At 73.6% G+C, this 25,657-nt stretch carries 26 protein-coding genes; 12 read left to right on the top strand and 14 right to left on the bottom strand.

All coding sequences use genetic code 11. The features are described from left to right. Nucleotides 1–7: 7 nt before the first annotated feature. On the bottom strand, nt 8–1,291 hold the full coding sequence (locus tag ACFVXK_RS17950; protein ID WP_125599878.1) for an adenylosuccinate synthase: 1,284 nt from the start codon (nt 1,289–1,291) through the stop codon (nt 8–10). Between the two features lie 184 nt (nt 1,292–1,475). On the opposite strand from ACFVXK_RS17950, the gene ACFVXK_RS17945 reads away from it, so the two are divergent. Further along, entirely contained in the window at nt 1,476–2,303 is an 828-nt protein-coding gene (locus tag ACFVXK_RS17945; protein WP_389612738.1) for a diacylglycerol kinase, read from the top strand. Nucleotides 2,304–2,453: 150 nt separating this feature from the next. On the opposite strand, the gene ACFVXK_RS17940 is transcribed toward ACFVXK_RS17945, so the two are convergent. The 8 genes from ACFVXK_RS17940 to ACFVXK_RS17905 form a co-directional block, all read right to left on the bottom strand. Then, entirely contained in the window at nt 2,454–3,152 is a 699-nt protein-coding gene (locus ACFVXK_RS17940; protein WP_389612736.1) for an alpha/beta hydrolase, read from the bottom strand. Nucleotides 3,153–3,256: 104 nt separating this feature from the next. Next, on the bottom strand, nt 3,257–4,474 hold the full coding sequence (locus tag ACFVXK_RS17935; protein WP_389612733.1) for a cytochrome P450: 1,218 nt from the start codon (nt 4,472–4,474) through the stop codon (nt 3,257–3,259). 9 nt (nt 4,475–4,483) lie between these two features. After that, nucleotides 4,484–5,143, bottom strand: coding sequence for a response regulator (locus ACFVXK_RS17930; protein WP_389612731.1), 660 nt, complete (start codon nt 5,141–5,143; stop codon nt 4,484–4,486). After that, entirely contained in the window at nt 5,140–6,468 is a 1,329-nt protein-coding gene (locus ACFVXK_RS17925; RefSeq protein WP_389612728.1) for a sensor histidine kinase, read from the bottom strand. Before ACFVXK_RS17925 ends, ACFVXK_RS17930 begins: the two co-directional genes overlap by 4 nt. Before the next feature lie 87 nt (nt 6,469–6,555). After that, nucleotides 6,556–7,227 carry a response regulator gene (locus tag ACFVXK_RS17920; protein WP_389612726.1) on the bottom strand — a complete coding sequence of 224 codons (672 nt, stop codon included), beginning with the start codon at nt 7,225–7,227 and terminating at the stop codon, nt 6,556–6,558. Beyond that, nucleotides 7,224–8,546, bottom strand: a complete 1,323-nt coding sequence (locus ACFVXK_RS17915; RefSeq protein ID WP_389612723.1) for a histidine kinase — start codon at nt 8,544–8,546, stop codon at nt 7,224–7,226. Before ACFVXK_RS17915 ends, ACFVXK_RS17920 begins: the two co-directional genes overlap by 4 nt. A gap of 10 nt (nt 8,547–8,556) precedes the next feature. Then, a complete protein-coding gene (locus ACFVXK_RS17910) occupies nt 8,557–9,741 on the bottom strand; it encodes an acyltransferase (protein ID WP_389612720.1) in 1,185 nt (394 codons plus the stop codon). Next, on the bottom strand, nt 9,734–10,786 hold the full coding sequence (locus ACFVXK_RS17905; protein WP_389612718.1) for an alpha/beta hydrolase: 1,053 nt from the start codon (nt 10,784–10,786) through the stop codon (nt 9,734–9,736). The genes ACFVXK_RS17910 and ACFVXK_RS17905 overlap by 8 nt, the downstream gene beginning before the upstream one ends. Before the next feature lie 165 nt (nt 10,787–10,951). On the opposite strand from ACFVXK_RS17905, the gene ACFVXK_RS17900 reads away from it, so the two are divergent. Further along, nucleotides 10,952–11,437, top strand: a complete 486-nt coding sequence (locus ACFVXK_RS17900) for an HIT family protein (RefSeq protein WP_389612716.1) — start codon at nt 10,952–10,954, stop codon at nt 11,435–11,437. A gap of 18 nt (nt 11,438–11,455) precedes the next feature. Here the strand turns inward: ACFVXK_RS17900 and ACFVXK_RS17895 are convergent, their stop codons facing one another. The 3 genes from ACFVXK_RS17895 to ACFVXK_RS17885 form a co-directional block, all read right to left on the bottom strand. Next, nucleotides 11,456–13,243, bottom strand: coding sequence for a protein kinase (locus tag ACFVXK_RS17895; RefSeq protein WP_389612714.1), 1,788 nt, complete (start codon nt 13,241–13,243; stop codon nt 11,456–11,458). A 92-nt stretch (nt 13,244–13,335) separates the two neighbouring features. After that, nucleotides 13,336–13,770 carry a MarR family winged helix-turn-helix transcriptional regulator gene (locus tag ACFVXK_RS17890; RefSeq protein ID WP_389612712.1) on the bottom strand — a complete coding sequence of 145 codons (435 nt, stop codon included), beginning with the start codon at nt 13,768–13,770 and terminating at the stop codon, nt 13,336–13,338. A 109-nt stretch (nt 13,771–13,879) separates the two neighbouring features. Continuing rightward, entirely contained in the window at nt 13,880–14,539 is a 660-nt protein-coding gene (locus ACFVXK_RS17885; RefSeq protein ID WP_389612709.1) for a DJ-1/PfpI family protein, read from the bottom strand. A 173-nt stretch (nt 14,540–14,712) separates the two neighbouring features. On the opposite strand from ACFVXK_RS17885, the gene ACFVXK_RS17880 reads away from it, so the two are divergent. From ACFVXK_RS17880 to ACFVXK_RS17870, 3 genes are all read left to right on the top strand, one after another. Then, the gene (locus ACFVXK_RS17880) at nt 14,713–16,065 is read left to right on the top strand and encodes an aspartate aminotransferase family protein (protein ID WP_389612707.1); all 1,353 of its coding nucleotides are present in this window, start codon (nt 14,713–14,715) and stop codon (nt 16,063–16,065) included. Nucleotides 16,066–16,173: 108 nt separating this feature from the next. Then, nucleotides 16,174–16,839 (top strand): GntR family transcriptional regulator, encoded by a 666-nt coding sequence (locus ACFVXK_RS17875; RefSeq protein ID WP_389612705.1) that lies wholly within the window; start codon nt 16,174–16,176, stop codon nt 16,837–16,839. Nucleotides 16,840–16,950: 111 nt separating this feature from the next. Then, nucleotides 16,951–17,601: a hypothetical protein gene (locus ACFVXK_RS17870; protein ID WP_389612703.1), complete on the top strand. Its 651-nt coding sequence runs from the start codon at nt 16,951–16,953 to the stop codon at nt 17,599–17,601. A gap of 15 nt (nt 17,602–17,616) precedes the next feature. On the opposite strand, the gene ACFVXK_RS17865 is transcribed toward ACFVXK_RS17870, so the two are convergent. Next, complete coding sequence (locus ACFVXK_RS17865; RefSeq protein WP_389612701.1) at nt 17,617–18,342, bottom strand: SLATT domain-containing protein; 726 nt, start codon at nt 18,340–18,342, stop codon at nt 17,617–17,619. 277 nt (nt 18,343–18,619) lie between these two features. Here ACFVXK_RS17865 and ACFVXK_RS17860 point away from each other — a divergent pair, with 277 nt between their 5' ends. The 7 genes from ACFVXK_RS17860 (at nt 18,620) to ACFVXK_RS17830 (ending at nt 24,854) form a co-directional block, all read left to right on the top strand. Next, the gene (locus ACFVXK_RS17860; RefSeq protein WP_045945808.1) at nt 18,620–18,967 is read left to right on the top strand and encodes a YbaB/EbfC family nucleoid-associated protein; all 348 of its coding nucleotides are present in this window, start codon (nt 18,620–18,622) and stop codon (nt 18,965–18,967) included. Between the two features lie 68 nt (nt 18,968–19,035). Further along, complete coding sequence (gene recR, locus ACFVXK_RS17855; RefSeq protein WP_388943094.1) at nt 19,036–19,635, top strand: recombination mediator RecR; 600 nt, start codon at nt 19,036–19,038, stop codon at nt 19,633–19,635. Beyond that, a complete protein-coding gene (locus ACFVXK_RS17850; protein WP_389612698.1) occupies nt 19,628–20,275 on the top strand; it encodes a DUF5063 domain-containing protein in 648 nt (215 codons plus the stop codon). The genes recR and ACFVXK_RS17850 overlap by 8 nt, the downstream gene beginning before the upstream one ends. 89 nt (nt 20,276–20,364) lie before the next feature. After that, nucleotides 20,365–21,645, top strand: a complete 1,281-nt coding sequence (locus ACFVXK_RS17845) for an aspartate kinase (protein WP_358897607.1) — start codon at nt 20,365–20,367, stop codon at nt 21,643–21,645. Next, complete coding sequence (locus ACFVXK_RS17840; protein ID WP_389612696.1) at nt 21,642–22,730, top strand: aspartate-semialdehyde dehydrogenase; 1,089 nt, start codon at nt 21,642–21,644, stop codon at nt 22,728–22,730. Before ACFVXK_RS17845 ends, ACFVXK_RS17840 begins: the two co-directional genes overlap by 4 nt. A 256-nt stretch (nt 22,731–22,986) precedes the next feature. After that, the gene (locus ACFVXK_RS17835; protein ID WP_389612694.1) at nt 22,987–23,709 is read left to right on the top strand and encodes a SigE family RNA polymerase sigma factor; all 723 of its coding nucleotides are present in this window, start codon (nt 22,987–22,989) and stop codon (nt 23,707–23,709) included. Next, nucleotides 23,706–24,854 carry a hypothetical protein gene (locus ACFVXK_RS17830; RefSeq protein WP_389612692.1) on the top strand — a complete coding sequence of 383 codons (1,149 nt, stop codon included), beginning with the start codon at nt 23,706–23,708 and terminating at the stop codon, nt 24,852–24,854. Before ACFVXK_RS17835 ends, ACFVXK_RS17830 begins: the two co-directional genes overlap by 4 nt. Here ACFVXK_RS17830 and ACFVXK_RS17825 read toward each other — a convergent pair. Further along, a complete protein-coding gene (locus ACFVXK_RS17825) occupies nt 24,832–25,653 on the bottom strand; it encodes an SURF1 family protein (protein ID WP_389612690.1) in 822 nt (273 codons plus the stop codon). The genes ACFVXK_RS17830 and ACFVXK_RS17825 overlap by 23 nt on opposite strands. Nucleotides 25,654–25,657: the final 4 nt, after the last annotated feature.

Genomic DNA, 25,657 nt, shown 5'->3' with positions numbered 1-25,657 from the left:
CAGCCTTTTAGAGGAACGAGTTGATCTCGATCGTCTCGGTGCGGCCGGGGCCGACGCCGATGGCGGAGATCGGGGCGCCCGACATCTCCTCCAGCGCCTTCACGTAGTTCTGCGCGTTCTTCGGCAGGTCCGCGAAGGTCTTGGCCTTGGTGATGTCCTCGGACCAGCCCGGCAGGGTTTCGTAGATCGGCTTCGCGTGGTGGAAGTCGGTCTGCGAGTAGGGCAGCTCCTCGACGCGCTTGCCGTCGATCTCGTACGCGACGCAGACCGGGATCTCCTCCCAGCCGGTCAGCACGTCGAGCTTGGTGAGGAAGAAGTCCGTCAGGCCGTTCACGCGGGTGGCGTAGCGGGCGATCGGGGCGTCGAACCAGCCGCAGCGGCGGTCACGGCCGGTGGTCACACCGCGCTCGCCGCCGATGCGGCGCAGCGCCTCGCCGTCCTCGTCGAACAGCTCGGTCGGGAACGGACCGGCGCCGACACGGGTCGTGTAGGCCTTGAGGATGCCGATGACGCGGCTGATCTTCGTCGGGCCCACGCCGGTGCCGGTGCAGGCGCCGCCGGCGGTCGGGTTCGAGGAGGTGACGAAGGGGTACGTGCCGTGGTCGACGTCGAGCAGGGTGCCCTGGCCGCCCTCGAAGAGCACGACCTTGTCCTCGTCCAGCGCGTTGTTGAGGATCAGGGTGGTGTCGGCGACGTAGCCCTTGATCTGGTCCGCGTACTGGAGCATCTCCTCGACGATCGCGGAGGCCTCGATCGCGCGGCGGTTGTACAGCTTGGCGAGCAGCTGGTTCTTGCCCTCCAGCGCCGCCTCGACCTTCTGGGTGAGGATCGACTCGTCGTACAGGTCCTGGACCCGGATGCCGACGCGGTTGATCTTGTCCGCGTAGGTCGGGCCGATGCCGCGGCCGGTCGTACCGATCTTGCGCTTGCCGAGGAAGCGCTCGCCGACCTTGTCGAGGGTGACGTTGTACGGCGTGATGAGGTGCGCGTTGCCGCTGATGAGCAGCTTGGAGGTGTCGATGCCGCGCTCGTTCAGGCCGCGCAGCTCGGAGAGCAGGACGGCCGGGTCGACGACGACACCGTTGCCGATGACCGGCGTGCATCCGGGGGAGAGGATGCCGGAGGGGAGGAGGTGCAGCGCGTACTTCTGGTCGCCTACGACCACCGTGTGGCCGGCGTTGTTGCCACCCTGGTAGCGCACCACATAGTCAACGGAACCACCGAGCAGGTCGGTGGCCTTTCCCTTGCCCTCGTCACCCCACTGAGCTCCGAGCAGCACAAGAGCGGGCACAGGCGTACACCTCTTCCGGATGGGGCATGTCCAAGGTCAGGGGGCGTACGACGATGTACACCGCAGGCTGAGCCGTCGGACCGGTGCCCCGGAATAGACGAAGGCCCTGGCGCAATAGCGCAAGGGCCTCTTGCACAAAGATGCTACCCGAGGAAGGACCGAGGTGTCGGCTCCAGAGCCCACCATGAGCCATGCGGGCGCGCCGGTAGGCGGTCTGCTCGTGCTCGTCGACCCGGTCGCCCGCCGTCTTGACGGCGAGTCCGTGCGAATCGCGAAGGATGTGTTGTCAGCGGGAGCTGCGGCGAAAATCTGCCTCCCGGATTCGCAGGAGGAATTTGCGCGGGCGCTCGCCCGCCGGGGTCATCGGCGGCCGGTGGTGGTCGGCGACGACCGGGCGCTGGTGCGGGCCGTGGGGCTGCTGCACGGCGAGCCGGGGGCCGGGGACGCCGCCGTCTCCCTCGTACCGGTGGGGCCGGTGGGGTCGCTGGCGCTGGCGCGATCGCTGGGGGTGCCGCTGTCGGCGGTGTTCGCGGCGCGGGCCGCGCTGGACGGGGTGACGCGGCCGCGGGACCTGCTGGTGGACGACTGCGGCGGGGTGGTGCTGGGCGGGCTGCGGATCTCCGCCCCGTCGGCGCCGGCCGCGCGGCGGACCGGGGGGTACCGGTCGCTGCTGCGGACCCTGCTGCCGGCTCCGGCGGCGGCGCCGGGGGCGGGGCGACCGGTGCAGCGGCTGCGGGTGGAGGTGGACGGGGTGGTCCTGGTGGACGAGGACCGCCCGGTGGAGGACGTGGCCGTGAGGCCCCGGGAGGACGGCGGCCCGGCCCGGGTGGTGGTCCGGGTCCGGGGCGGTGCGCCGCTGACGGGGCACGGGGACGCGGTCACGGTGTCGGTTTCGGGCCCGGCGGCGGCGTTCCACTACCGCGCCGACCACGCCCAGCCCGGCGCCCCGACCCGCCGCCGCACCTGGACCCGCCATCCGTCGGCCTGGTCCCTGACCCTGCCGCGGGTATGACTCCGGCTGCCGACAGCCCCGCCTGGGGGCCCCTCCCGGCGATAGCTGGGGGAGTTTGAGGCGCGGGGTCCGGGGTGTCCCCGGGAAACGGAGAAAGGGCGGGGCGGGGAGTGGCGCCGCAGGCACCCCGACCCCGCCCCCCAGGCCCGGCTACCGACCGGCCAGGTCCCCCGCCGCGGCCTCCACGAGGTCGCATACCTCCCCCGGCCGCGACGCCAGCGACGCGTGCGACGCGTCGAGCTCGACCGTCTTGCGGGCCCCCATCCGCTCCGCCATCATCCGCTCGTTGTCGGGGTGGATCATGCGGTCCTCGGTGGACACCTGGTACCAGGACGGCTTCTTCCGCCACGCCGGAGCCGTCACCGCGTCACCGAAGGTCGACCCGAGCGGGGCCTTCTGCGTGACCGCCATCACGAGGGCCTCCTCCGCCGTGAGGTCCTGCGCGAAGCTCTCGTGGAACTTGTCCTGCCGCAGCCACAGGTAGCCGTCCGAGTCGGGAGCGATGTTCGGGAACGCCGCCGGCGGGTGCTGTTCGCTGAGCGCGCCGGGGCTCTCCCCGGCGTCGGGGCCGAAGGCCGCGATGTAGACCAGACCGGTGACGTTCGGCAGGTCACCGGCCTCGGTGATGACGGCCCCGCCGTACGAGTGGCCCACCAGCAGGACCGGCCCGTCGATCTGGCGCACCATCTTGCGGGTGCGTTCGGCGTCGTCGGCCAGCGAGGTGAGCGGGTTCTCGACCGCGTGCAGGTCGCGGAAGCCGCGCCGGTGGAGTTCGGTGATGACCTTCGCCCAGTGGGCGGCGCCGCCCCAGAATCCGTGGACCAGGACGACGGCGGGCTTGTCGGGCATGGACATGGGGACGTGCCTCTCCTCGGAGGGGACGGGGACCTCTGCCCGGCCCACGCTAGGCAGGCCCCCACCACCCCGCCACCGGGCTGCGCCGCCGCGGCCGCTCAGAACTCGACGAGCAGCTCCCGCAGCCCCCGGATGACATAGCCCTCCTGCCACTGCGGCTCCCGGACGAGCCGCATCGGCGGGACCTTCTCGTCCAGCAGCGCGCCGAAGGAGGAGACCAGCTCCAGGCGGGCCAGCGGGGCGCCCAGGCAGTAGTGGATGCCGGCGCCGAACGTCAGGTGCGGGTTGTCGGCCCGTCCGAGGTCCAGCGCGTCCGGGTCCGCGAAGCGCGCGGGGTCCCGGTTGGCGGACCCGAACAGCAGGGCGACCTCGGCGCCGCGCGGGATCAGGGCGTCTCCCACCTCGATGTCGTCGAGCACCCAGCGCTCGAACATCTGGAGGGGAGTGTCGTAGCGCATGAGTTCGTCCACAGCTGTGGACAACTTTTCGGGACCGGGGGATCCGGGGAGCGCGCGCAGCCCGGCGAGCGCCGCGGGATGGCGGAAGAGGGCCCACCAGCCGTTGACGGTGGTGTTGACCGTCGCCTCGTGCCCGGCGTTCAGCAGGAGGACGCAGGTGGAGATCATCTCCTGCTCGCTGAGCCGGCCCCCCTCATCGTGGGCGGCGATCAGCGCGGAGATCAAATCCGTGCCCGGCCGCCGGCGCCGCTCGGCGATCAGCTCCCGCAGATAGGCGCTGAACTCCACACTGGCCGTCACCGCCCGCCGCGCGGTCCCTTCGTCCGGCCGGAGCTCGAACATCCCGCAGATGTCCGCCGACCAGGGCCGCAGCAGCCCCCGGTCCGTCCCGGGGATCCCCAGCAGCTCCGCGATCACCGCGACCGGCAGCGGCTCGGCGACGGCCGTCAGCAGGTCCCCGCCGCCGTCGGCCAGCAGCCCGGCCACCAGCTCCCGCGCCAGCCGGTCCACGGCGGGCGCGAGCCGCTCCACGGTGCGCGGGGTGAACGCCTTCGACACCAGCCGGCGCACCCGCCCGTGCGCGGGATCCTCCAGATCCAGCAGCCCGTTGCCGTTGAGCACGTGGAACGGCTCGTGCTCCGGCGGCGGGGCCTCGCGCCCGAACTCCTCGTGGCTGAACCGGTGCAGGTAGGTCCGCCCCAGCCTGCGGTCCCGCAGCAGCGCGCTCACATCGGCGTGGTGCGACACCAGCCACTGCCCGGTCGCCTCCGACCACTCGGCCCGCCCCCGCTCCCGCAACTCCCGGTAGGCGGGGTACGGATCGGCGACGAAAGCGGCGTCCCACGGATCAAAGCCCATCCGCGCACCCTAAGCCGGTGTCACCAGCCGTGTCTCGTAGGCGTACACCGCCGCCTGCGTACGGTCCCGCAGGCCCAGCTTCACCAGGATCCGGCTGACATGCGTCTTGATCGTGGACTCCGCGACCAGCAGCCGGTCGGCCATCTCCGCGTTGGACAGCCCCTGGGCGATCAGCACCAGCACCTCCGTCTCCCGCTCCGTCAACTCCCCCACCCCCGCCGGATCCGGGGCCCGCGAGACCTCCGACAGCTTCGAGAACTCCAGGATCAGCCGCTTCGTCACCGACGGGGCCAGCAGCGCGTCCCCGGCCGCCACCACCCGCACCCCCTCCGCCAGCTGCCGCGCGGACGCGTCCTTCAGCAGGAACCCCGAAGCCCCCGCCCGCAGCGCCTGGTACACGTACTCGTCGAGGTCGAAGGTCGTCAGGACCAGCACCTTGGCGTCCACGTCGGCCGCCACGATGTGCCGGGTCGCCTCCAGCCCGTTCATCTCCGGCATCCGGATGTCCATCAGCACCACGTCCGGCCGCAGCGCCGCCACCTGCGCGATGGCCTGCCGGCCGTCGACCGCCTCGCCGACGACCTCGATGCCCTCCATCGCATTCAGCAGGACGGAGAAGCCCTCGCGGACCATCATCTGGTCGTCCACGATCAACACCCTGATCGTCATACCGGCGTCTCCTCCGGCCGCGGCAGACCGCGCACCGGAAGGAACACGGCCACCTCGTAGCCGCCACCCGCGCTCTCCCCGGCCGTCATCTCCCCCTCCAGCATGGCCACCCGCTCCCGCATCCCCGTGATCCCGTGCCCGGCGCCCGGCGAGGGCCGGACGTCCCCGACCGCCGGACCGTTGACCACGCGTATCCCCAAGCCCCCCAGCACGTACGAGATCTCCACCCCCGCCGACGCCCCCGGCGCGTGCCGCAGGCTGTTGCTCAGGGCCTCCTGCACGATCCGGTACGCCGACAGCTCCACGCCCTGCGGCAGTTCGCGCACCGCCCCCGTCACCGTCTTCTCCACGCTCAGCCCGGCCTCCCGCACATTGGCCAGCAGCCCGTCCAGCGAGGCCAGCGTCGGCTGCGGGGCCTCGGGGGCCTCGTAATCCGCGGACCGGACCACACCCAGCACCCGGCGCAGCTCCGTCAGCGCCGCCACCGCGTTCTCCCGGATGGTGGCGAAGGCCGCCTCCAGCTCCGGCGGCGGGTTCTTGACCCGGTACGGGGCCGCCTCCGCCTGGATCGCCACCACCGACATGTGGTGCGCCACCACGTCGTGCAGCTCGCGCGCGATGGTCGTCCGCTCCTCCAGCAGGGTCCGCCGGTCCCGCTCGACGGCCGTCACCTCCTGCTGCGCCGTCACCTCCTGCCTGGCCTCCCGCCGGGTGTTGCGCACGGTCACCGCCAGCAGCAGCACCGCCGAGGTGACCGCCATCGGCGCCGGCTGCACCGAACCGGCCGAGCCGACGAGGATCGGCAGGGCCGTCCCGAACACCAGGGTGACGACCCACATCCACCCGGCCACCCGGGGCCGGGTCCGCATCGCCACGAACGTCATCACCGCGAGCTGCCCGACGAAGGTGGCCGGCGACCACGGCCAGACCAGGATCCGGTCGTGGAGGACCGCCAGCACCGCGGTGACGGCCAGGGCCGCCCAGAACGCGCCCACGGGCCGCACCAGGGTCATCAGCACCGGAGCCGCCGCCAGCACACCGGTCAGCAGGGACTGGACCGGCGGTACCCCGTCGAACCTGTCGGTGTTCCCCAGCAGGAACACGAAGAACGCCACCGCCGCGACCGCCGCATGCGGCAGGTACGCCGCCTGCGGCCGTATCCGCCGCGGCAGCAGCCGGGGCAGCCGCCCGTCGGTCCGCATCGGGGCGAGCGGCCGGAAGGCGAGGACATCGGTGAGCAGGTCGTCACGCAGGCTCTGGATCAGGCCCGAAGCCAGCCGCAGTTCGGGAGGCCGGGGGGTCGCCCCGGTGGTCGTCTCGGTCATGTCTTCACGGTAGGCCGGGGCCCGGTTCGTCCGCGTCGCCGCTGAAGGGGATTTCCCGGGGTCCCCCTCAGGTACTACACGGGCCCCTCAGTAGCCCGTCGGACGGATCAGACCCGTCTCGTACGCGAACACGGCCGCCTGCGTGCGGTCCCGCAGGCCCAGTTTCACCAGGATCCGGCCCACGTGCGTCTTCACCGTCTGCTCCGCCAGCACCAGATGCCCGGCGATCTCCGCGTTGGACAGCCCCTGGGCGATCAGCGACAGCACCTCCGTCTCCCGCTCCGTCAGGTCCCGCAGCCGCGCCTTCGACGGTGCGCGCGGGGCGCCCAGCCGGGAGAACTCGGTGATCAGCCGCTTGGTGATGTTCGGCGACAGCAGGGCCTCGCCGGCCGCCACCACCCGGACCGCCTCGGCCAGCTGATCGGCCGACGCGTCCTTCAGCAGGAACCCGGAGGCACCGGCGCGCAGCGCCTCGTACACGTACTCGTCCAGGTCGAAGGTGGTCAGCACCAGCACCTTCACCGCGCAGTCCGGGACGGCGGTGATCACCGAGGTGGCCTCGATGCCGCCCATCCCGGGCATGCGGATGTCCATCAGGACCACGTCCGGCCCCAGTTCGGCGGCCTTCGCCACCGCGTCCGACCCGTCGACGGCCTGCCCGACCACCTCGATGTCGGGCTGGGCGTTCAGCAGGACGGTGAAGCCCTGCCGGACCATCATCTGATCGTCGGCGATCATCACCCTGATCGGAGTGCTCATGCGTCCTTCTTCGTCTCGTGGGCGGACGGGCCGGGCGGGTCCAGCGGGAGGACGGCGCCGACCTCGTACCCGCCTCCAGGCCGTGGTCCGGCGGCCAGTTCGCCCCCCAGCATGCCCGCCCGCTCCCGCATCCCCAGCAGCCCGTGCCCGGCGCCCGGTGAGGGCGGGACGGGCCGGGTCGGAGCCGAGTTCGCCACGCACAGGTGCAGGTCGCGCGGCCCGTAGGCGATCCCCACCTCCACCCGGGAACCGGGGGCGTGCCGCAGGCAGTTGCTGAGCGCCTCCTGCACGATCCGGTACGCGGTCAGCTCCACCCCCGGGGTCAGCGGCCGCCGGATCCCCGCCACCTCCCAGGTCACCTCCAGGCCGGCGCCGCGCACGTTGTCCACGAGCCCGTCCAGGTCGGCGAGGGTGGGCTGCGGATGGTGGGGGACAGCCTCGTCCCCGGGCTGCTCGGACCGCAGCACGCCCAGCACCCGGCGCAGTTCCGTCAGGGCCTCCAGGGCGTTCTCGCGGATTCCCGCCAGGTTCTCCTTGAGCTCCTCGGACGGGTTCTCCACCAGGTGCGGGGCGACCTGCGCCTGGATGGAGATCACCGACATGTGGTGGGCGACCACGTCGTGCAGCTCGCGGGCGATGCGGCTGCGCTCCTCCAGCAGGGTCCGCCGGGCCCGCTCCTCCTCGGTGAGGGTCTCCTGCGCGACGAGCTGGCTGCGGGCGAGCCGGGTGGCCCGCAGGGCGTACCCGAGGAGCCCGGCGAAGCCGAAGACGAGGAACGCGTCCATCGTGCTGCTCTGGCCGTGTTCGGGCCGGAACACCGCCTCGGCCGCGCCGGTGGCGGCCACGGAGACCCCGATCACCGCGGCCGTGACCACCGGCGGGACCCGCAGGGCCACGAGCAGGACCAGCGGTGCGAAGGCCCAGGGCCCGATCGGCGTCCACGGCCAGCTCTGGCCCTGGCCGACACCGCCGTGGATCGTGGCGGCGATGAACCCGGCCGTCACCAGCCCGAGCCACCAGGCGGCGACCGGCCGGAACAGCGCGGCCACGATCGAGAAGCCGGTGAACAGGGACAGGACGACGATGCGCGGATCGTGCACCCCGTAGTGGTCCTGGAGCTGTGCGGACGTCAGGAACCCGAACAGGACCGCCGCGTACAGGACGAGCCCGTGCGGCAGCCGGGCCAGCCACCGGGGCCGCTTCATGGGCGGCAGCGGATCCCGCCGGAGGGTGAACAACTGCCGGGCCACACCGCGCACGGAGCGGTCGTCCCGCTCGGGGGAGATCGCCGGCTCCGGGGGCTCGCTCTGCTCGTTCACGCCGTCCAGCCTAGGCACGGGAGCCCCCGGGGGCAGCGGCCGGACGCCGGTCACCAGGGGTACGGGCGGCTGCTCGCCCCCGGGGCCGCTCGTGGACCCGGAACGCGGCCCAGCAGACGGCCAGGACCCCGGCGAACACCGGCAGCCACAGCAGCCGGGCGGCGACCCAGCCCGCCGAGGCGGGCACCGTGTGCAGCCCGGGCAGATCGGTGGAGACCAGCAGCCCGAGCGCGGTGACGGCCATCATCGAGGTCTGGTGCCACAGGAACACGGTCATCGCCGACAGGTTCAGCAACGCCACCTTCGCCCAGGTCCGGGGCCGGCGCATCGCCTGGGCCAGCGGCTCGCGCACCAGCAGGGCCAGCCCGCACTGGGCCAGACCGAACGTGACGGCGGCCAGCGTCGGCGGGTTCAGGTTGGATATCGCCGCCCCGGGCACCCCCACCATCGACGCCGGGTACCCGCCCCAGAGGACCAGCGCGGCGGTGGCGGCCGCCCCACCGCCGAGCAGGAGCAGGGCCGGCCGCCGCCGGGCGAACGCCCCCCGGGCCCAGGCGGCCCCCAGGGTGTAGGGGACGAGCCAGCCCGCGGCCACGTCGACCCAGCCGGCCCACTGCGGCCCGCCGAGCCCGAACCGCCACAGGTCGACCCCCGCCACCACCGCCAGCGGCCACACCGGGCTGAGCCGGGCCACCAGCGGAGTCGCGGCGGTCAGCGCGGCGAACACCAGCAGGAACCACAGGGGCGACCACACCAGCGTGAGCAGCGTCCGCACGGTCTCGCCACCGGCCCCGCCCACCAGCAGCCCGCCCGCGACGGCCACCCACAGGGCGACCACCGCCGCCACGGGACGGAACAGCCGCCCCAGCCGCTGCCGCACCCAGGCCCCGTACGCGACCCCGTGCGCCCGCGCCGACCCGTACCCCCGGGCCGCGACATGGCCGCCGACCAGGAAGAACACGGCCAGGGTCTGGAACACCCAGGACAACGGGGCCAGCCAGGGCATGCGCACCAGCGGGCTCGTGCCCTGCAGGGCGCCGCCACTCGTGGTCAGGGCGGTGACCAGCCAGTGCCCGAGCACCACCCCGAGGATCGCGAGGGCCCGCAGGGCGTCCACGGCCCGGTCCCGCCCGGCCGGGGTCGCACGGTCCACCCGCTCCGCGAGGACGCCCCACCGGTCACGCAGCTCAGACATGCGGGACCACCTCCGTGCCGAGGACGATGCGGGCCAGGCTCTCGAGGGACGCGGTGCCGGGCTTGAGGTAGTCGCTGTGCCCGGCGGTACCCGCGGCGAAGACCCGGGCGCCGAAGGCGGGGTCCACGGGATCGGTGCCGAACCCGACCCCGCCGAGCCGGACATGCGGCACGTCCGCGATCCAGTCCCCGCTGCCCCGACCGGCCCACACCCGCGCCCGCGTCGGCAGCCCGGCGGCGGTGTCGGCCCCCGTCCCGGGGCTGCCGAACAGGGCGAGGTCGCTCACCCCGGGGCCGGTCTCCGTCCGGGCGCAGACCACCGAGCCGTAGGAGTGGCACAGCAGCGACAGACGGGCGCCGGCCGGGGCGAGACCCGTCAACCGGGACAGGAACGGGCCCAGTTCGGCGGCGGCCGCGTCGGCGCGGTCGGCGGTCAGCACGGTGGTGCTGACGGTGCCCGGGGTGTCGTAGCCGAGCCAGGCGACCACCGCGGAGCGCGGGTGCTCCTGCGCCAGCCGCCGCTGGAGGCTGAGCGCGCCGTCGCGGAAGCGCCGGTAGGTGTCCAGGGTGGTGTCGGAGCCGGGCACCAGCACGGCTATCCGGTCGGCGGTGCCGAGATCGCCGAACACCTCTATCGCCCGGCCCCTGCCCCGCCCGTCGAAGGTGAGGAACCTGGCGTCCCCCGCCCCCGCCGACGCCATCTCCCGCAGCTTCGCCGCCCGCTCGCCCCGTCCCGCCCGCTCGGCCATCCGGGCCGATTCGGTGAGGTTGGCGAGGTTGGCGGCATAGCGCTCCTGCGCGGGGGCGGACTCGTCGAACACGGCCGGCGCCGGCGCCGGCACCTGGGGGGAAGCGGCGGCGGACACGGGGACCACCACGGCGGCGGCGACCAGCCCCGCCAGCAGCGTCCGCCGCAGCCGGCCCCGACGGCCACGGGACCGGCCGTCGCGGCCGTTGTCGCCGCCGCCGTTGCCGTCGTCGCCGCTGCCGTCGCGGTTCTCGTCGTCGGCGCCGGCGCCGGTCACACTGTCCAGCAGGCTGTTCATGGCGGTGCCCCCGTGCTTCGCTCCCGATCGGGCACTCGCCCGCTCCGGTAATGAAGTTAGGAATCCGGACCCCTGGTCGGCATCACACTGGGGAGCCGCCTTCGAAGTGGCTCTCAGGTATGACGTGCCGTACCTGAGAGCCAACACCGCGGCTAGGGTCCGGGAATGACCGACAACGGCAACGACTGGCGGCACGACCGCATCGGCAGCGCCCACCGGGGGCAGAACCCCACGGTCCTGCGCCGCCTGGAGGCAGGGTTCGCGGCGATCGGCGACCGGCAGTTCCTCCCCGGCTACTCCGTCCTGCTGACCGACGACCCCGCCGTGACCCGGCTCTCCGACCTCGCACCGGCCCGCCGCGCCGCCTACCTCACCGACCTGGAACGGTTCGCCGAGGCCGTCGAGCGCGCCTGCGCCCGCCTCGACCCGGCCTTCCGCCGCGTCAACATAGAGATCCTGGGCAACACCGACCCCTACCTGCACGCCCACATCTGGCCCCGCTACGACTGGGAGCCCGCCGACCTGGTGCGCATGCCGGTCTGGCTCTACCGCGACGAGGAGTACTGGCGCGGCGACCGCCACGCCCTCGCACCCCGCCACGACGCGCTGCGCACCGCCCTCACCGAGGAGCTGGACCGGCTCACCGGGTGACGCACCCGCCCCGGTGGCCTAGTCCCGCTCATACGTGAGAGGGGCGCTGGCCGACCCGTCCAGCTCGCGGCGCAGGCTCCCGTCGGGCAGCAGCCGCAGCCGGCTCCAGCCGCCCGGGGTGCAGGTGGGCGGGGCGCCCGAGACGACCGTGGACGAGCTGAGCTCGACCGGGTCGGGGGCGTTGCGCAGGGTGGCCCGCCAGGAACAGGAGTAGCCGGGGGCATCGACGCTCAGGGTCATGACGGAGTCGCCCACCGCGCCGGGGGTGAGGACCAGGTGCCAGGAGGCGGCGCCGGAGGTGGTGCGCCAGCTGCCGGCATAGCCGGAAGGCAGCGTTCCGGGCGGCCCGGCCGGGGTTCCGCTTCCGGACGAGGCGCCGGACGAGGCGCCGGACGAGGCGCCGGACGAGGCGCCGGACGCGGAGCCGGACGCGGAGCCGGGGGCGGGGGCGGGGGCGGGGGCGGGGGACGAGGCCGAAGGGCGGCCCCCGTCGGGGGACCGGTGCGTGCGGTCCCCGTTCATGAGGGCGTACACGGTGCCGCCCGCAGCCGTCGCCACCACCAGGGCGGTGGCGACGAGGAAGGCCGTCGACGTGGTGCGCGAACGGGGCGCGGGCGCGGCGGACGGGGGCTGCGGGTAGCCGGGCGGCGGTTGCTGGGGCCCGGACGGCGGACCGTAGAAGTGGTGCGCGGGAGCCGCCAGCGTGGCGGGCACCACGGCGGGCGCCGCCACCGGGCCGGGGCCGGGAGGCCCGTACATTCCCGGCCCGTACGGGCCGGGGGCGCCGTGCGGACCCGGGGCGCCGTACGGCCCCGGGTTGCCGTACGGGCCGGGGACGCCGTCCGGTCCCGGGAAGCGCTCCGGCCCCGGGACGCCGTCCGGGCCGGTGTCCTCGCGGTCGAGGAGCTGGACCGCGTGCCGCCCGAGCTGCGCCACGAGCGCCCCCGGGAGCCACGGTTCCCCATGGCGCCCGTCCGTCACCGTGTCGCCCGCGCCGATCCGTGCCAGGACGTCCGCGGGGGCCGGGCGCGCGGCGGGATCCTTGTGCAGGCACCGCGCGACGAGCTCCCGCAGTTCGGCCGGCACGCCGTCCAGTTCGGGTTCCGCTTCGACGATGCGCAGCAGCAGCCCCGCCGTCCCGCCGGGCCGTTCCGCGTCGCCGAACGGCAGCCGTCCGGTGGCCGCGTACGCCAGGACGGCGCCGAGGCAGAACACGTCGCAGGCCGGGGTGACCGTTTCGCCGCGCACCTGTTCCGGCGCCATGAACCCGGGCGAGCCGACGAGTTCCCCGGTGCGGGTCATTCCACCGGCGGGGTCCTCCAGCGGGCGGGCGATGCCGAAGTCGATGACGCGGGGGCCGTCGAGCGTGAGCAGGACGTTGGACGGCTTCAGGTCGCGGTGGATGAGCCCGGCGCGGTGGATCTCCTGGAGGGCGTGCGCGAGTCCGGCGCCCAGGATCCGTACCGTGCGGGCGGGCAGGGGGCCGAAGTCGTGGGCCACGGCCTGGCGCAGGCTCGGCCCGGCGACGTAACCGGTGGCGAACCAGGGGACCTGGGCCTCGGTGTCGGCGTCCAGGACCGGCGCGGTCCAGGTGCCGCCGACGCGCCGCGCGGCGGCGACCTCCTGGCGGAAGCGGGCGCGGAACTCCTCGCGGGCGGCGAGGCCGGGGTGGACGAGCTTGACCGCGACGGTGCGGCCGCGGTCGGAGCGGGCGAGGTAGACCTGGCCCATGCCTCCGGCGCCGAGCCGCGACAGGATGCGGTACGGGCCGATGTGGTGCGGGTCGGACGGATGCAGCTGTTCCATCGCCGGGGCGAGTCCCTTCCCCCTGGGGTGCCGGTCGGGGTGAGAGTAGCCCCGGCCGGGGGCGCGGGGGAGGGGGGTAGGGGCCCGTCCGCTCAGCCGCCGGGTTCCGACGCCAGTGTGGCCAGTGCCCGCGACAGCCGTTCCAGTGCCGCCGCCGTCTCCGCGAGGGCCGCCTCGCCCAGGAGGGCCGTCAGCCGGGCCGCCAGCTCCGCGTGGGCCGGGCCGATGCGGGCGACGGCCGCGCGGCCCTCCTCCGTCGGCCGGAGCAGTTTCGCCCGGCGGTGGGCGGGGTTCGGCAGGTACTCGGCGAGCCCCTCGGCGGCCAGCAGGTCCGCCACGCGCTGCACGCTCTGCCGGGTGATCCCCATCGTGCGGGCGATCTCCGCGACGGGCAGCGGCCGCGCCAGCACCGCGCCCAGCACCTGCCACCACGCGGCCGTCAGCCCGGCCGGCCGGGCCAGCTCCTCGGAGACGGCGAGGAACTGGCCGTTCAGCCGGAAGACGCCGAGCGCGGTCCGGCTGAGCAACTCCTGCCGCCCCCTCCCCGAAAGTCCTTCCCGCCCCGAAAGCCCCTCCCGCCCCGCCACGGCCCCCCGCCCCGGCAGGCCGCCCTCCCCCGGATCCCGCGCCGGCGGCTCAGGCATCGCCGGCCTCCGCCGCCGCCATCAGGACCGGGAAGGCACTGGCGTCGGAGTCGTGGAACAGCCGGTACCAGGCGTCCAGCACCTCCGGCCCGTACACCCCCAGCCGGGCGAACACCTCCCGGGCGAAGGCCACCGGTTCCGTCGGCCCCGCCGTGATCAGGTCGCCCGCGGTGACCGCGTCGGCCTCCACGTACCGGGCGGCGCCCGCGTACCCCGGCTGCGCGGCGAGGTAGGCGGCGGCCGCGCCGGTGTGCGGGCGCTCGTCCAGCAGGCCCTCCCGGGCGAGCCCCGCCGTGGCCCCGCAGATCGCCGCGACCGGCACCCCGGCCGCCAGGAACTCGCGGGCCTTGGCCGCGAAGGGGGCCAGCTCGTCACCGGTGTCCCACAGCCGTGCGCCCGTCAGGATCAGCAGCGAGGAGTCCTCGGGGCGCAGGCCGGCCAGGGCGAGGTCGGGCAGGACGCGCAGGCCGCCCATGGTGGTGACCGGCACCCCGGCCGCCGGGCCGACCGTACGGACGCGGTGACCGCGCCGCGTGAGGTGCGCGGTGGTGTGGCCGGTCTCCCAGTCCGCGTACGTGTCGTACACCGCGAGGTGCACGGGCGGGGGAGCCGCGGCGGCCTTGCCGGTGGCAGGGTTCGGGGTGGTGCTCACGGGACGCCTCCGGGGACACGGGCGGGCGGAGTGTGGGAGCTACCCCACCACGCTCCACCGATGACAGCATGCTGTCAATGCCTCCCCGGGCAGACAGACTGCCGAGGGCGGCCCCCCACCCCCATACAGTCCGCCGATATCCGTTCCCACCTGCGCACTTCTAGCGTGACGCCATGACCCCTCATGTCACCGGCGCGACCGTCAAGGCCGCCGACCGCGCTCACGTCTTCCACTCGTGGTCCGCCCAGGCCCTGATCGACCCGCTGGCCGTCGCCGGGGCCGAGGGCTCCTACTTCTGGGACTACGACGGGAACCGCTTCCTCGACTTCGCCTCGCAGCTGGTCAACACCAACATCGGCCACCAGCACCCCAGGGTGGTGGCGGCCATCCAGGAGCAGGCCGCGAAGCTCTGCACGCTGGCCCCCGGCTTCGCCGTGGACGTCCGCTCCGAGGCGGCCCGGCTGATCGCCGAGCGCACCCCCGGTGACCTCGACAAGATCTTCTTCACCAACGGCGGCGCCGAGGCCGTGGAGAACGCCGTCCGCATGGCCCGGCTGCACACGGGCCGGCAGAAGGTGCTGTCCACCTACCGCTCGTACCACGGCGCCACCGCCGCCGCGATCAACCTCACCGGCGACCCGCGCCGCTGGCCCTCCGACACCGCCTCCGCCGGCGTCGTCCACTTCTGGGGCCCGTTCCTCTACCGCTCGCCGTTCCACGCCGGCACCGAGGCCGAGGAGTGCGAGCGCGCCCTCGCCCACCTCGCCGACACCCTCGCCTTCGAGGGCCCGCAGACGGTCGCCGCGATCATCCTTGAGTCGGTGCCCGGCACCGCCGGCATCATGACCCCGCCGCCCGGCTACCTGGCCGGCGTGCGCGAGCTCTGCGACCGCTACGGGATCGTCTTCATCCTGGACGAGGTCATGTCCGGCTTCGGCCGCACCGGCAAGTGGTTCGCCGCGGAGCACTGGGACGTCACCCCGGACCTGATCACCTTCGCCAAGGGCGTGAACAGCGGATACGTGCCCCTGGGCGGCGTCGCCATCTCGGGCGCGATCGCCGAGACCTTCGCCACCCGCCCCTACCCGGGCGGACTGACCTACTCCGGTCACCCCCTGGCCTGCGCCGCCGCCGTCGCCACGATCAACACGATGGCCGAGGAGGGCATCGTCGAGAACGCCGCCCGCGTCGGCGCCGAGATCATCGGCCCCGGGCTCGCCGAGATCGCCGAGCGCCACCCGTCCGTCGGCGAGGTCCGCGGGCTCGGCACCTTCTGGGCCCTGGAACTCGTCCGGGACGAGGAGACGCGCGAGCCGCTCGTCCCGTACAACGCCGCCGGCGCCGACAACGCGCCCATGGCCGAGTTCGCGGCGGCCTGCAAGGCGTCCGGACTGTGGCCGTTCGTCAACATGAACCGGACGCACGTCGTCCCCCCGTGCAACGTCACGGACGCCGAGGCCAAGGAGGGTCTGGCCCTCCTGGACGAGGCCCTCAGCGTCGCCGACCGCCACACCACGGGGGCCTGATCGTCCGCATAGCGGTCGGTATATCCGCATAACGGCGGGGAACCGATCGGTTTCGGCCGCGCTGCCTGGCCTAAGGTGTCCGAAGTTCTACCGAGGAGACGGACCCCTATGCCAGGCAGCGGCGGTGTCACCCGCAGCACCCTGCGACAGCAGATCGCGGACGCGCTGCGTGACGAGGTGCTCGCGGGCCGGCTGCCCCCGGGCACCGAGTTCACGGTCAAGCAGATCGCCGAGCAGTACGAGGTCTCCGCGACCCCGGTCCGCGAGGCGCTGGTCGACCTCTCCGCGCAGGGGCTGCTGGAATCGGTGCAGCACCGGGGCTTCCGGGTCCGCGTCTACAGCGTGGACGACTACCGGGGCATGATCGAGGCTCGGATGCTCATACTCGACGGGATCTTCCGCCGGCTCGTGGAATGCGGGGCCGCTCCCGGCTCCGCCGAGCGGCTGGTGTCCGTGCGCCGCCGCGCCGAGGAGGCGCGGCGGGCCGCGCGCAGCGGTTCGCTCGAAGTGCTGATCGGCTACGACCTGAGGTTCTGGCGGGAGCTCAGCGGGCTGGTCGGCAACACCTACATCACCGAGTTCCTGCACCGGATCCGCGTGCAGTGCTGGGTCTTCTCCGTGCCGCACCTCCAGGGGGCGGCGGAGCTGGGGACCGCCCTGTGGGACGGGCACGGCGAGCTGGTCGACGCGGTCACGCTGGCCGACGCCGAGGAGGTCCGCCGCATCGTGCGCGCCTACAACCAGCACGGGCTGGACTGGGCCGCCACCCTCTGAGCGGTCCCGTCCGCCGCCGCACTGTCACGCCGGGTTCTGCGCACCCCTTCGCGGAGCGTGTCCGGCGCATTACGCTGGCCGGATCGGCGGCAACGACTGATCGGAGCCCGCGTGGCCTGTGACCTGTGGCTGGTCCCCCTTGTCGACGTGCTGTGCCACAGCCCCGACAACCCCTTCGCGGAGGAGATCGCCGCGTACGACAAGGCGCTGGGCGAGGCGGGTCTGCCGTCGGTGCCCGTGTTCGCCTACATGCCGGGCCTGAGCGGGGACGTGGCCCCGGTGGCCGGTTTCGACTACGACGCCCTGCACTTCCTGCGGCGGGCGTACCTGCTCCAGCTCTGCGGTCTGCCGGTGACGCCGGTGGACGAGCTGGGCGGGGACTACGAGCAGCTGCTGGAGATGTTCGAGTCCACCGCGCAGCAGTCGCACCTGGTGTGGCACTACGACCACGCGGGGGCCTACGTCCCGGTGGACTTCCCCGCGCCGCTGGCCAACGAGGAGCTGCTGGCCGGGGGCGGGCCGCTGGGGTCGGCGCAGGGGCTGCTGCGGGAGCTGGCCTTCGTCGCCCCCGCGATCGGGATAGACCCGATGAATCCCCCCGCCGCGCCGGCGCCGCCGGGCGGGCCGACGGCGCTGGAGGAGCCCGCGGGACCGATCCCGTACGACGCGAGCCCGTTCGCCCGGGAGCGGCACGTCTGGCTGGGCCTGCACGCGGCGGCCACCCGGAGCCTGGGCCAAGGCTCGATGATCATCTTCAGCTGACGGACCCGGTCCCCCTCAGCGGGGCTGCTCCGGGGGCCGCTGGCGCGGCATGTTCGGGCGGGTGCCCGGCGGGAGGGGGAAACGGGCCGGGGGGACCCCCGGCTCCGGGCGGGCCGGGGCGGCGGCCAGGGACTGCATGGCCAGCGGCGTCGGACCCGCCCGGAATTCCACCATCCAGTCGGCCGTCTCGGACCGCACCAGTTCCGTGACGTCCTCGGAGAACCGCCGCAGCACCGTCAGGCAGCGCTCGGCGGCCTCGCTCGCCGTGCCCTCCGTCGGCCCCAGCACCTCGCGCACGTTCTCCGAGGCCCAGTCGAACTGGAGCGTCTGGAGCCTGCGCTGCACCGCCTGCGCGGTCGCCACGTCCCGCATCCACCCCGAGGTCAGCCCGAAGAACCGGTCGCAGGCCAGGCAGGCGGCGGCCAGCAGCAGCGAGAGGTAGCCGTACGGGGCCGCCCCCGGGGCCGAGCCGGTCAGCTCCAGCAGCGGCATCGCCGCGCCCGTGACGGCGCCCACGGCCGCACCCGCCCGCAGCGTCCGCGCACCCCGCCGCTTCCAGGCCCGGTCCGACAGGTACCACTCGGCGGTGCGCAGCGCGTCGGCCTCCACCCGCCGGTAGAGCTCGTCGAGCCGCTCGGCCGGCTCGCCCCAGTCGCCGAGGGGGAACGGCCGGCCGGTCAGGTCGCCGTCCTCTGCGGGATCCCGGGGTGGCCCCTCGGGCTGCATCTCCGGCTGACTCACCCGGGCACTCCCTCTGCCTGCACTGACGTGTCGTGGTGCGCGTGTGCGCAATGGTGCGCATGCACTTCCTACCTTCGAATGACACGCGATGGACAACGAATCCCCGGTTTTCCGCCCGCAAGGAGGGCGCCATCAGGGACGCGCACGCCCCGTCTCTCACCCGAAAGAGTTGGTCCTCCCGGCGTAGGGCGCCGCGCCCGGGGAGCACGTAGGCTCGGACTGACCGAGCGTTCCCGACGGCCGGAGCCAGGCCGATGCGCAGATGGAGTGAGTACCCGTGATTCCCGGTGGCGGCCAGCCCAACATGCAGCAGCTCCTCCAGCAGGCCCAGAAGATGCAGCGCGACCTCGCGACGGCCCAGGAGGAGCTGGCCCGTACCGAGGTCGAGGGTCAGGCCGGCGGCGGCCTGGTGAAGGCCACCGTCACCGGTTCCGGCGAACTGCGCGCCCTGGTCATCGACCCGAAGGCCGTGGACCCGGAGGACACCGAGACCCTCGCCGACCTGGTCGTCGCGGCGGTCCAGGCGGCCAACGAGAACGCGCAGGCCCTCCAGCAGCAGAAGCTGGGCCCGCTGGCCCAGGGCCTGGGCGGCGCCGGCAGCGGCATCCCCGGCCTCCCCTTCTAGCGCGTCCCTTCCCGTCCCGCCCCCGTTCCCTGTAGAACACAGCACCAGAACCGAAAGAAGGCAGTCCGTTGTACGAAGGCGTGGTCCAGGACCTGATCGACGAGCTGGGCAGGCTGCCCGGCGTCGGGCCCAAGAGCGCGCAGCGGATCGCCTTCCACGTCCTGCAGGCGGAGCCCACCGACGTCCGCCGCCTCGCGCACGCGCTGCTCGAGGTCAAGGAGAAGGTCCGGTTCTGCGCGGTCTGCGGGAACGTGGCGCAGGAGGAGCGGTGCGGCATCTGCCGCGACCCGCGCCGCGACACCACGGTCATCTGCGTGGTCGAGGAGCCGAAGGACGTGGTCGCGATCGAGCGGACCCGCGAGTTCCGGGGCAAGTACCACGTCCTGGGCGGCGCGATCAGCCCGATCGAGGGCGTCGGCCCCGACGACCTGCGCATCCGCGAGCTGCTGGCGCGCCTCGCGGACGGGACGGTCACGGAGCTGATCCTCGCGACCGACCCGAACCTGGAGGGCGAGGCGACCGCCACCTACCTCGCCCGCATGATCAAGCCCATGGGCCTGAAGGTCACCCGCCTGGCCAGCGGGCTCCCCGTCGGGGGAGACCTGGAGTACGCGGACGAGGTCACGCTCGGGCGGGCCTTTGAAGGAAGGCGACTTCTCGATGTCTGACGCAACGCTGCACGCCCTGGGACAGGATCCGGACGACTTCGCCGCCTCGATCGCGGACCAGATCGAGTCCTTCATCGTCGCGGTCACCGAGGTGGCCAAGGGCGAGGACCCGGACAGCGCCGTTCCCTTCCTCCTCCTGGAGGTGTCGCAGCTGCTGCTGGCGGGCGGTCGGCTGGGCGCGTACCAGGACGTCCTGCCCGAGGAGCGCTACGAGCCCGACCTGGGCCCGGAGCCGGACGTGGACGACCTGCGCGAGCGGTTCGCCGTGATGCTGGAGCCGGTCGACGTCTACTCCGAGGTCTTCGACCCGTACGAGCCGCGCAAGGCCCCGGTCGCGCACCGGATCTCCGACGACCTGGCCGACGTGGTCGCCGACCTGCGGCACGGGCTCATCCACCACGAGGCGGGCCGGATCACCGAGGCGCTGTGGTGGTGGCAGTTCTCGTACTTCACCAACTGGGGGCCGACGGCCTCGGCCACCCTGCGGGCCCTCCAGTCGCTGATCTCGCACGTCCGCCTCAACCAGCCGCTCGCGGCCCTCGACGGCCTGGACACGGACGAGGACCTCACCGAGGAGGACCTCGTGGAGCAGGCCGGACAGGTCATGGAGCAGGAGCTCGGCCGTCTTGGCCGTAAATAATTCCATCTCATGATGTGGTACGAGGCGGTCGGATCCCGGCCGCTCGTTAGACTGCACCCGCAATGAGACGGACCGAGCGAGGAGCGCACGTGGGCCTTGTCGTGCAGAAGTACGGAGGCTCCTCCGTAGCCGATGCCGAGGGCATCAAGCGCGTCGCCAAGCGGATCGTGGACGCCAAGAAGAACGGCCACCAGGTGGTCGTCGTGGTTTCCGCGATGGGCGACACGACGGACGAGCTGATCGATCTCGCCGAGCAGGTATCCCCGATGCCTGCCGGGCGGGAATTCGACATGCTGCTGACCGCCGGAGAGCGGATCTCCATGGCCCTGCTGGCCATGGCGATCAAAAACCTGGGCCACGAGGCCCAGTCGTTCACCGGTAGCCAGGCAGGTGTGATCACCGACTCGGTCCACAACAAAGCGCGCATCATCGATGTGACGCCGGGCCGTATCCGCACCGCGCTGGACGAGGGCAACATCGCCATCGTCGCCGGTTTCCAGGGCGTGTCCGCGGACTCCAAGGACATCACCACCCTGGGCCGCGGCGGTTCGGACACCACCGCCGTGGCGCTGGCCGCGGCGCTGGACGCCGAGGTCTGCGAGATCTACACCGACGTCGACGGCGTCTTCACCGCGGACCCCCGCGTCGTGAAGAAGGCCCGGAAGATCGACTGGATCTCCTCCGAGGACATGCTGGAGCTCGCGGCCTCCGGCTCCAAGGTGCTGCTGCACCGCTGCGTCGAGTACGCGCGCCGCTACAACATTCCGATCCACGTCCGTTCGTCCTTCTCCGGACTGCCGGGTACCTGGGTCAGCAACGAGAAGCCCGAGTCGCAAGGGGACGAGCAGGTGGAGCACGCCATCATCTCCGGAGTCGCCCACGACGTCTCCGAAGCCAAGATCACCGTCGTCGGCGTTCCGGACAAGCCGGGCGAGGCCGCGGCCATCTTCCGCGCCATCGCGGACGCCGAGATCAACATCGACATGATCGTCCAGAACGTGTCGGCGGCCTCCACGGGCCTGACCGACATCTCCTTCACCCTCCCCAAGACCGAGGGCCACAAGGCCATCGACGCCCTGGAGAAGGCCAAGGGGCAGATCGGCTTCGACTCCCTGCGCTACGACGACCAGATCGGCAAGATCTCCCTGGTCGGCGCGGGCATGAAGACCAACCCGGGCGTCACCGCCTCCTTCTTCCAGGCGCTGTCCGACGCGGGCGTCAACATCGAGCTGATCTCCACCTCCGAGATCCGCATCTCGGTGGTGACCCGCCAGGACGACGTCAACGCGGCCGTCATCGCCGTCCACACGGCCTTCGGCCTCGACTCCGACAGCGACGAGGCGGTCGTCTACGGAGGCACCGGACGATGAGTCCGCACCGGTCGGCCCCGGCCCCGGCGCTCGCCGTGGTCGGGGCGACCGGGGCGGTCGGATCGATCCTGCTCCAGATCCTGTCCCAGCGGGCGGACGTCTGGGGCGGCATACGCCTGATCGCCTCCCCGCGCTCGGCCGGCCGCGTGCTGGCCGTCCGCGGTGAGGAGACCGAGGTGCTCGCCCTCACCGAGGACGCCTTCGAGGGCCTCGGCGAGGGCGACGTCGTGCTCTTCCTGACCCCGGCCGAGGTGTCGGCGCGCTGGGCTCCCGTGGCCACGGCGCGCGGGGCCGTGGTGGTGGACCAGTCCCCCGCCTTCCGGGAGGACCCCGAGGTGCCGCTGGTGGTGCCCGAGGTCAACGCCCCCGCCGTACGCAACCGCCCGCGCGGGATCGTCGCGGGCCCGGACTGCGTGACCGCCGCGATGATCGCCGCCCTGGGCGCGCTGCACGCCGAGTACGGGCTGGCCGAGCTGGCCGTCTCCTCCTACCAGGCCGCCAGCCGTTCGGGCCGGGCCGGCGCGGAGGCGCTGCGCCGCCAGCTGGCGCTGGTCGCGGGGAGCCCGCTGGGCGAGCAGCCCGGGGACGTCCGCCGTGCGGTCGGCGAGGACACCGGGCCGTTCGCGGCGCCGCTCGCGCTGAACGTGGTGCCGTGGTCCGGTGAGCTGCGCGCGGACGGCTGGTCCTCGCACGAGCTGGCCGTACGGGCCGAGACCCGGCGGATCCTGGGCCTGGAGGCCCTGCCGGTCTCCGTGACCTGCGTCCAGGTCCCCGTGGTGACCGGGCATTCCCTGACGGTGCGGGCCCGCTTCGAGCGCGAGGTGGCCGCGGCGCACGCCCGGGAGATCCTGGAAGCGGCCCCCGGGGTGGTCCTCGTGGACGATCCGGCGGCGGGGGAGTGGCCGACACCGGCCGACGCGGCCGGGACGGATCCGGCCTGGGTGGGCCGGCTGAGGGGCTCGCTGGACGACGCACGGGCCCTGGAGTTCTTCGTGTGTGCGGACAATCTGCGCAAAGGTGCCGCGCTCAACGCCGCTCAGATCTCGGAACTGATCGCGGGTGAATTCGCGCAACTCGCTTTGTAGGATCGGTTGTGATCCCTTGATCAAGGTGATGGACCGACTGCCGCCTGGATGAATGGGGCAATCGGGAAGAGCGGGTACGCATGAAGGCAATGGGGAAATTGCTGAATACTCTGCCTCACGCGTACAACCCTCGCGGGGGCACGCGTGTCCAACGGGCGTGGCAGAGGCACTCTTGGACTTCGCCGTCGTACCGGCACGCTCGGGGATCCTTCCCCCGCGCCGGCGCACCGGCGCATACGGCGGCATTCCTGTGATCATGCCCGTCCCGCCGGCGGGCGCACCCGCCGCGCCGTCCGTCGGGGCGGCCCCGGGCGGCCGTGTGCCCTCGCCCCGTGACACCGCGGACCCGGCCGCGGGCCCCGCCGTCGCCCCGCCGGCCGCCGGCGGCGACACCGCGGTCGCCGACGGCTCCGTCGCCGACACCGCCGTCCGCGAGACCGCCGCCGTCGCCGAGGGCGCCGCCGACGCGCCGCCGGTCGTGGCCGGGACCACCGTCGACCACCTCACCGAGACCTACCAGGCCCACTACCGTTCGCTCCTCGGCCTGGCCGCCCTCCTCCTCGACGACACCGCCTCCTGCGAGGACGTGGTCCAGGAGGCCTTCATCCGCGTCCACTCCGCCCGCAACCGGGTGCGCGACCGCGACAAGACCCTGGCCTACCTCCGCCAGACCGTCGTGAACCTCTCGCGCTCGGCGCTGCGCCGCCGCATCCTCGGCCTCAAGCTGCTGTCGAAGCCGATGCCGGACATGGCCAGCGCGGAGGAGGGGGCGTACGACCAGCTCGAGCGCGACGACCTGATCAAGGCCATGCGCGGACTCCAGCGCCGCCAGCGCGAGGTGCTGGTGCTGCGCTACTTCGCGGACATGACGGAGGCCCAGGTCGCCGAGACGCTCGGCATATCGCTCGGCTCGGTCAAGGCGTACGGATCGCGGGGCATTGCCGCGCTGAGGGTGGCGATGGAGGCTGCGCAGTCATGAGGGACGACCACAAGAACCCGCCGTCGGGCCCCGCCGCACCGACCGCCGGTGACGAGCAGGTGCTGCGCAGCCTGTTCGCCGGTGCCGTTCAGGGCCTGGAACCCTCCGAAGGGGCACTGGAACGGCTGCGCCACGCGGTGCCCGCCCGCCGGGCCCGCAAACGGCACACCCTCGTCGGAGCGGCCGTGGCCGTGCTCCTGGCCGGTACCGGGATCCCCGCCGCACTGCACCTGGGCGACGAGGACGAGGGCGCGGCCGCCGGGCACTCGGCGATGGCGGGCCACGGTGAGGCCCAGGGCGGCTTCCCCGGCGACCCGCACCACGACGGACCCGCCGGCGGGACGCGGCCGCAGCCGGTGCGGCCCGCCGACCGGGGGCAGACGGCGGGCGGCACGGGCGAGCGGCCCTCCCCGCAGCCCGGCGGCTCCCCCTCCGGCGGTGTGTCGGCGGGCCCCTCCGGCGTCGGCATCCCCACGGCCGCCCTCGGCAACGGCCCGCAGCCCCCGGCCGGAGCGGCCGCCATGGCCCCCGAATGCACCGCCGACCAGCTCGGCGTGGCGGGCAGCGCCCGCGCCCCCGAGACCGACGGCAAGGTCTACGGCAGCTTCAAGGTCACCAACGTCTCCGCCCGGGGCTGTACGGTCACCGGCCCCGACACCGTGACGGCCTCCTCGCTGACGCACGGCCCGCCGCCCGCACAGCCCCGCGGCGTGACGGTCACGGGCCACACGGCGGGGGACCCGGCGAGCCGGCTGCCCGACCCCTCCGAGGAGGCACCGGCACTGGTGCTCCAGCCGAAGCAGGCGTACGAGGTCCTCTTCGCCTGGGTGCCCTCCGCACAGTCCTGCCCGGCCGCCACCCCCGGTCCCAAGGCTTCGACCCGGCAGCAGGACGGCGCGGCGCAGCGCCCGGCGGGCCAGTCCGACGGCGGTGCGGCCGACACCCCGGCCGGCGGAGCCATGGGCGTCCCGGCCGGGGACACGGCAGGCGGAGCACAGCGGCCGGCCGACCCGGACCCGGCCGGAGTGGCGGTCTCCCACGCCCCGGCCACCGCCACGGGCGCCCCGGTCACCCAGACCACCATTCCGCAGGCCTGTGGCGGCACGGTCTACCGGACGGGGCTCATTCCCCAGCCGGCGCCGTAGCGGAGGCCGTCTTCGCCGAGGCCACCGGTGCGTCCGCCGGGCTCGCGGCGGGCAGCAGCCCCGCTTCGGCGTCGCGCAGGGTCTCCAGCTCGCGCCGGTAGAGCCGCCACCACATGAACAGCACGAAGGCGACGAAGACGAACCACTCACCGGTGTAGCCGAGGTTCTGGAAGGCCTTCAGGTCCAGCCCGGTGTTGCTCGGCGCCTGCGCCGGGACGGGGACCATCCCGTCCGACGGGGTCTGCACCGTCAGCCAGGCGTCGTACAGCGGGTCCTGCACCAGGTTGACCAGCGTGGCCGACCCGATCACCCCGAGCTGGCCCGCCGGCAGCCCGCCCTGCGCGTGCACGCCCTTCGTGCCGGCGTTCTCCGAGGCCTGCAGGGCCCCCGTCACCTCGACCCGCCCGGTCGGCGGGGCCGGGGCCTTCGCCGCGTCCGCCGTACCCGGCAGCCAGCCCCGGACCACCGGGACGGTCTTGCCGGAGTCGGTCCGCAGCAGGGTCAGGACGTAGAAACCGCTCTTGCCGTCGAGGTCCCGCTCGGGGACGAGCAGCTGCTGCCCGTACTCGCCCGAGGCGGAGGCCAGCCGCCCGGAGGTCTTCGTGTCCACCGGCAGCAGCGAGTCCAGCGGCGCGGCCGCCTCCTCGGCGGGCCGCTCGGCACCCGCCTCCCGGTGGCTGCCGACGCGGTCCTCGAACCGGCCGAGCTGCCAGGTCCCCATGAACAGGCAGAACGGGATGGCGAGCGCGACGAAGACGTTGATCCCCCACCAGCGCGGGGTCAGGAGAAACCGGTGCACTCCA

This window comes from Streptomyces sp. NPDC058157 (assembly GCF_042884105.1).
Classification (GTDB): domain Bacteria; phylum Actinomycetota; class Actinomycetes; order Streptomycetales; family Streptomycetaceae; genus Streptomyces.
Note: the sequence above shows the minus strand (reverse complement) of the source record. Positions and strands in the feature narration are given on the sequence as shown.

Excerpts from the sequence above, each read along its gene's own strand:
- ACFVXK_RS17945 (WP_389612738.1), top strand. The coding sequence starts at position 1,476 with ATGAGCCATGCGGGCGCGCCGGTAGGCGGTCTGCTCGTGCTCGTCGAC.
- ACFVXK_RS17940 (WP_389612736.1), bottom strand. The coding sequence starts at position 3,152 with ATGCCCGACAAGCCCGCCGTCGTCCTGGTCCACGGATTCTGGGGCGGC.
- ACFVXK_RS17935 (WP_389612733.1), bottom strand. The coding sequence starts at position 4,474 with ATGGGCTTTGATCCGTGGGACGCCGCTTTCGTCGCCGATCCGTACCCC.
- ACFVXK_RS17930 (WP_389612731.1), bottom strand. The coding sequence starts at position 5,143 with ATGACGATCAGGGTGTTGATCGTGGACGACCAGATGATGGTCCGCGAG.
- ACFVXK_RS17925 (WP_389612728.1), bottom strand. The coding sequence starts at position 6,468 with ATGACCGAGACGACCACCGGGGCGACCCCCCGGCCTCCCGAACTGCGG.
- ACFVXK_RS17920 (WP_389612726.1), bottom strand. The coding sequence starts at position 7,227 with ATGAGCACTCCGATCAGGGTGATGATCGCCGACGATCAGATGATGGTC.
- ACFVXK_RS17910 (WP_389612720.1), bottom strand. The coding sequence starts at position 9,741 with ATGTCTGAGCTGCGTGACCGGTGGGGCGTCCTCGCGGAGCGGGTGGAC.
- ACFVXK_RS17905 (WP_389612718.1), bottom strand. The coding sequence starts at position 10,786 with ATGAACAGCCTGCTGGACAGTGTGACCGGCGCCGGCGCCGACGACGAG.
- ACFVXK_RS17900 (WP_389612716.1), top strand. The coding sequence starts at position 10,952 with ATGACCGACAACGGCAACGACTGGCGGCACGACCGCATCGGCAGCGCC.
- ACFVXK_RS17895 (WP_389612714.1), bottom strand. The coding sequence starts at position 13,243 with ATGGAACAGCTGCATCCGTCCGACCCGCACCACATCGGCCCGTACCGC.
- ACFVXK_RS17880 (WP_389612707.1), top strand. The coding sequence starts at position 14,713 with ATGACCCCTCATGTCACCGGCGCGACCGTCAAGGCCGCCGACCGCGCT.
- ACFVXK_RS17875 (WP_389612705.1), top strand. The coding sequence starts at position 16,174 with ATGCCAGGCAGCGGCGGTGTCACCCGCAGCACCCTGCGACAGCAGATC.
- ACFVXK_RS17850 (WP_389612698.1), top strand. The coding sequence starts at position 19,628 with ATGTCTGACGCAACGCTGCACGCCCTGGGACAGGATCCGGACGACTTC.
- ACFVXK_RS17840 (WP_389612696.1), top strand. The coding sequence starts at position 21,642 with ATGAGTCCGCACCGGTCGGCCCCGGCCCCGGCGCTCGCCGTGGTCGGG.
- ACFVXK_RS17835 (WP_389612694.1), top strand. The coding sequence starts at position 22,987 with ATGCCCGTCCCGCCGGCGGGCGCACCCGCCGCGCCGTCCGTCGGGGCG.
- ACFVXK_RS17830 (WP_389612692.1), top strand. The coding sequence starts at position 23,706 with ATGAGGGACGACCACAAGAACCCGCCGTCGGGCCCCGCCGCACCGACC.